Source organism: Enterococcus sp. E5-37 (assembly GCF_035726925.1).
Lineage (GTDB): Bacteria > Bacillota > Bacilli > Lactobacillales > Enterococcaceae > Enterococcus_B > Enterococcus_B faecium.
In genome coordinates this window covers 1-4,335 of sequence record NZ_JAPMLG010000024.1, presented here as the reverse complement: position 1 = coordinate 4,335, position 4,335 = coordinate 1, and the positions used below count along the sequence as shown (strand labels likewise).

The following is a 4,335-nucleotide window of genomic DNA, read 5'->3' as shown; positions in this document are numbered from 1 at the left end:
CTCGTTTGGTGTAAGATGGGTATAAGTCATTTATGTTCACTCTCCTTGTATGCTTTAGCGGGTATTACAATTTGAGTGTAACATAAATGGCTTTTTTATTTGTCTCGCTTAATTATACAAACGGCGTTTTATAAAGCAATCATTCCTGAGAACTTAGATGAGGTTAAACTTTATTTATGGGAAGATAACGGAGAAATTGTCGGTTTTAGTGGTGTAAGTGCAGAAGAATTAGTTATGCTATTTCTTGATCCAGATTTTATTGGTAAGCGATATGGTAGTCAAATATTAATTGAGCTGATTGAAACTGAAGATATAAAAAGAATTGATGTTAATAGTCAAAATAAATATGCAAAACATTTTTATTTAAGCCATGGATTTGAAATTGAATCTGAAGAAGACTTAGATGGTTTTGGTAAACCATACCCTATAACGCATTTAGTAAAAAAATAATTCATGAATGGTTTATTACCTGATTGAACATGAATAAAAGTAATATTTTTATTTTGATGGCCTATTTCTAGGTTATGAATTATCCAGATCAAATTTGTGTATTACATTCAGTAATAAGGTGCTTATCTTAGGATCAACTTATGATACTAGCTGACCAAGGATGTACCAGTTATAGAAAATCAGTTAAAGTAAAAATGATAAAAATCTTATGTCAACACTGATTTAGGCTGACCTGTGGGTTAGGAGAAAGACAGGTCGGTAGCTTTTAATACAAAAAATGGCTTGTATGTATCTAGATAGTTAACTGAAATTAGAAATGTTCTTATTTTTAACGGAGTAAGAAAAATAGGCTGCTTTAGGTCTGAATACTTTTTCAATATAATGAAGATATCAAAGGCGACAGGAGTGTTTTTATGAATAAGAATCCTCATAATCTAAAGTTGGTAGCAGTAGATATGGATGGAACATTTGCTCGTACTGATTACACATACGATATCCCAAGGTTCAAGGCTGTTTTATCGCGAATGAAAGCTGTTGATTGTCAATTTGTTGTTGCAAGTGGAAATCAATACTACCAATTGAGATCGTTATTTCCAAATTATTATGATGAATTAAGTTTTGTTGCTGAAAATGGTGCTTTTGTTAAAGATAAAACAGAGGTACTATTTTCAGCCGATATGCCTAGAAAAGCGATCGAGGTGGTCCTTGATTTATGTAAAGACTATCCTGAAGTAAAAAATGTGATGTGTGGTCTGAATAGTGCCTACTGTGAAAGAGGAAAGGTGAGTCAAGCATTTTTTGATCTAACCAATATCTATTACCATAGATTAGAATGGGTAGCTGATTTTGCAGAAGTTCAAGATAAAATTTTAAAATTTGCTCCGACTATGCCTGTTGAAAAAACCGAATTTTACGTTGAATTGTTCCGTGAAAAATTAGCCGGGCTATTAGTACCTACCAGTAGTGGTCATGGTTCTGTAGACTTGATTCTTTCTGAGTGCCATAAAACTTTCGGCTTGAAAATGTTAGTTGAGCGCTTGGGGATTAATCCTGACCAGTGCGTTGCTTTTGGAGATGGGGGCAATGACATTGAGATGTTGGAGTATTGTGGTCTGAGTTATGCAATGGATAATGCAACGGAAGCTGTTAAGCAAGTTGCTAAGCATCAATGTCCTTCAAATGACGAAGACGGTGTTTTAGTGACGCTCGATCGATTGTTCCCTAACACGTAAACACTAGGTAATTCATCAAAAAACCTCGATATAAGAAATATTCGAGGTTTTAAAACTATATTTAGAACAGATTTACGAAGCGTCTGATGAGTCAAAATAGACTTGGACATTGCTATCTAAAATACCACTTTCATTCTTTAAACGAATTGTTTGATTTGATGGAGTTACCTCTAATACTAAATGCCCATTAATAAAGGTAGTATCGTATTCAGATGTTTTAACTGTTGCTTCTTCGCAAGGTATTGTTAAATCATATGCTGGAATATAATGTTGTGTGGAAACTAATAAAAAATGATCACCAATCATACAGCATCCCTCTGCTGAAGAAAATTGATTAGAGCCATCATTTAAAGTTAACAAGAATCCATCCTTTAAACGAGGTACTTGCTTAAATACTTCTGGTTGTACTTCTAAAAATAAATTATCGCTCATTTTCACGACCACCATCGACTTCCACAGTTGAAATTGACATTTTATTTAACACACCTATTCCCCCTTAACTATAACTCAATTCTATATAAAAAATATTCTATTCTCAAATAATTGAACTTTTCAAATCGCCAATTTACTTCGGCTTTATCAGAGCTCATTCATATCAAGAGCGATTAACGCTGTAAAAATTAAACCGAAGATCTGATAAATTTTCTCTATTTTCTACAATATTTAAAACGCTTCCTTAGTCTATTATATATCTATTTCTCTTAGGAGTATGTTTAGATGTTTGAATAATAGTTGCCCAACTTTAAAGGTTATTCTTATAATATTTTACTTCATTTTCCAATAGAAAATTCAAAGGATTACTGGTTTTTCTAAAATAGTTTAGTTTAAATACATAAGTATCCTCCGACACTGTATTAGTTCATAATCATCTAAGTCAAGTCCAGACTCCTGTGTAAAATGCTATACAATGTTTTTACAATTTCTACTTATCAAAATTGATGTATTTTCTTGAAGAATAAATCCATTCATCATGCAGGTCCATAAGAACGGCTCCAATTAAGCGATTGGCTGATGTTTGATTGGGGAAGATGCGAATAATCTTTTCTCTTCTGCGTACTTCTTGATTCAGTCGTTCAATTAGATTGGTACTCTTTAGTCGATTGTGGGAATTTCCTTGTACGGTATATTGAAAGGCGTCTTCGAATCCATCATCCAATGATGCGCAAGCTTTTGAATATTTTGGTTGATCGATATAATCATGAATCAATCGATTTTTAGCCTCACGCGCTAAGTTAATATCTGTGAACTTAAAAATTCCTTTAACAGCTTCTCTGAAAGATCTTGAATTTTTTTTAGGAATGGTGGTAAAGATATTTCTTAGGAAGTGAACTTGGAATCTTTGCCAACTTACGTTGGTGAAGGATTTTCTAATGGCAGAGACTAATCCTTTGTGCGCATCAGAAATAACGAGTTCCGTACCTTGTAAACCGCGTTCTTTTAGGTATTCAAAAAATGTTGTCCAGGTCTCTTCGCTTTCGCCACTTTGAATCATGAAGCCGATAATTTCACGGTCGCCATCTTTGGTTATTCCAATCGCTATATGACAGCTTTTTGAGAGTACTCGATTTTCTTCTCGTACTTTTATATAGAGTACATCGGTCATTAAGTAAGGATAATTTTTTTCTGATAATAAACGATTCTGCCACTCGTTAACCATAGGTTCTAGCTGTTCTGTTAAGCTAGAAACGAAGGACTTAGAGACGGATTTACCACAAAGTTCTTCCACAATTTTTGATACTTTACGAGTTGAAGCGCCTGATACATACATTTCCAACATTGAAACCATGAGGGCTTTTTCGTTTCGTTGATAACGTTCAAACACTGTGGGTGAAAAATGGCCATCACGTGTTCTGGGTACTTTTTATTCTAGCGTGCCTACACGTGTCGTAAAGCTGCGCTCATAATAGCCATTTCGTTGACTTTGTCGGTTTTCTGTTCGTTCATATTCTTTTGCTTGAATATATTCTGTTCGTTGATTTTCCATTAGTTGATTAAATACCGTTGTTAAAATATTTTTAGAAACGTCATCCTTTACAGAATATTCAATAATGCTTTGAATCTCTTCGCTTTTCAGTGTAAAATGTACTTGGGTCATGTAAAAGTCCTCCTGGGTATGTTTTTGTCGTTAAAAACATTGTACCGTAAAAGGACTGTTATATGGCCTTTTTACTTTTACACAATTATACGGACTTTATCTAATTTTCTACGTTTTCCTTTTCATATATTATTATTTGTCAAATTAAGCGAGACAAAACTTTCCATTTACGTAACTCAAAAAAACTTCTAATGGTGTTTGGTAATTTAGTGATTTTCTAGGGATATGGTTTCTTCTGGACGCAACGGATGAGATGAATCCTTGATTGACTTGGTTGAAGTCCATTTCTTTTGGTAGTCCATCTTTTCGGAGGAGTCCGTTTGAATGTTCATTTAATCCCCGTTGGGAAGGCGTTCCTGGGTCTGCGAAATAAATATCAATATCATTTGTATTACTAATACTTTTCCAATTAGAGAATTCTTTTCCACAACCAAAGGTAATTGATTTGAAAAGATTTTTGGGTACGGATTGAAGCCATTCATTAATCGAATTTTCAATATCAACTGCCTTACGGCCTTCTGGTTTCAAGGCGATAATGGCTTTTGAAAGTCGCTCAAC

General features: G+C 34.0%; 4 protein-coding genes and 1 pseudogene. 2 read left to right on the top strand and 3 right to left on the bottom strand.

The genetic code is table 11. The features are described from left to right. The first annotated feature begins 99 nt into the window (after positions 1-99). Both OS138_RS12580 and OS138_RS12575 read left to right on the top strand, forming a co-directional pair. Positions 100-450: a GNAT family N-acetyltransferase gene (locus tag OS138_RS12580; protein ID WP_002324485.1), complete on the top strand. Its 351-nt coding sequence runs from the start codon at positions 100-102 to the stop codon at positions 448-450. A 413-nt stretch (positions 451-863) separates the two neighbouring features. Then, positions 864-1,682 (top strand): Cof-type HAD-IIB family hydrolase, encoded by an 819-nt coding sequence (locus tag OS138_RS12575; RefSeq protein WP_002316734.1) that lies wholly within the window; start codon positions 864-866, stop codon positions 1,680-1,682. Between the two features lie 72 nt (positions 1,683-1,754). Here OS138_RS12575 and OS138_RS12570 read toward each other — a convergent pair whose 3' ends face one another. The 3 genes and pseudogenes from OS138_RS12570 to OS138_RS12560 form a co-directional block, all read right to left on the bottom strand. Further along, a complete protein-coding gene (locus OS138_RS12570; RefSeq protein WP_002303333.1) occupies positions 1,755-2,114 on the bottom strand; it encodes an iron-sulfur cluster biosynthesis family protein in 360 nt (119 codons plus the stop codon). Between the two features lie 490 nt (positions 2,115-2,604). After that, positions 2,605-3,777: pseudogene (locus OS138_RS12565) on the bottom strand (IS256-like element IS256 family transposase). A gap of 144 nt (positions 3,778-3,921) precedes the next feature. Then, the coding region (locus OS138_RS12560; RefSeq protein WP_325070187.1) for an IS30 family transposase at positions 3,922-4,335 on the bottom strand (414 nt) is incomplete at its 5' end.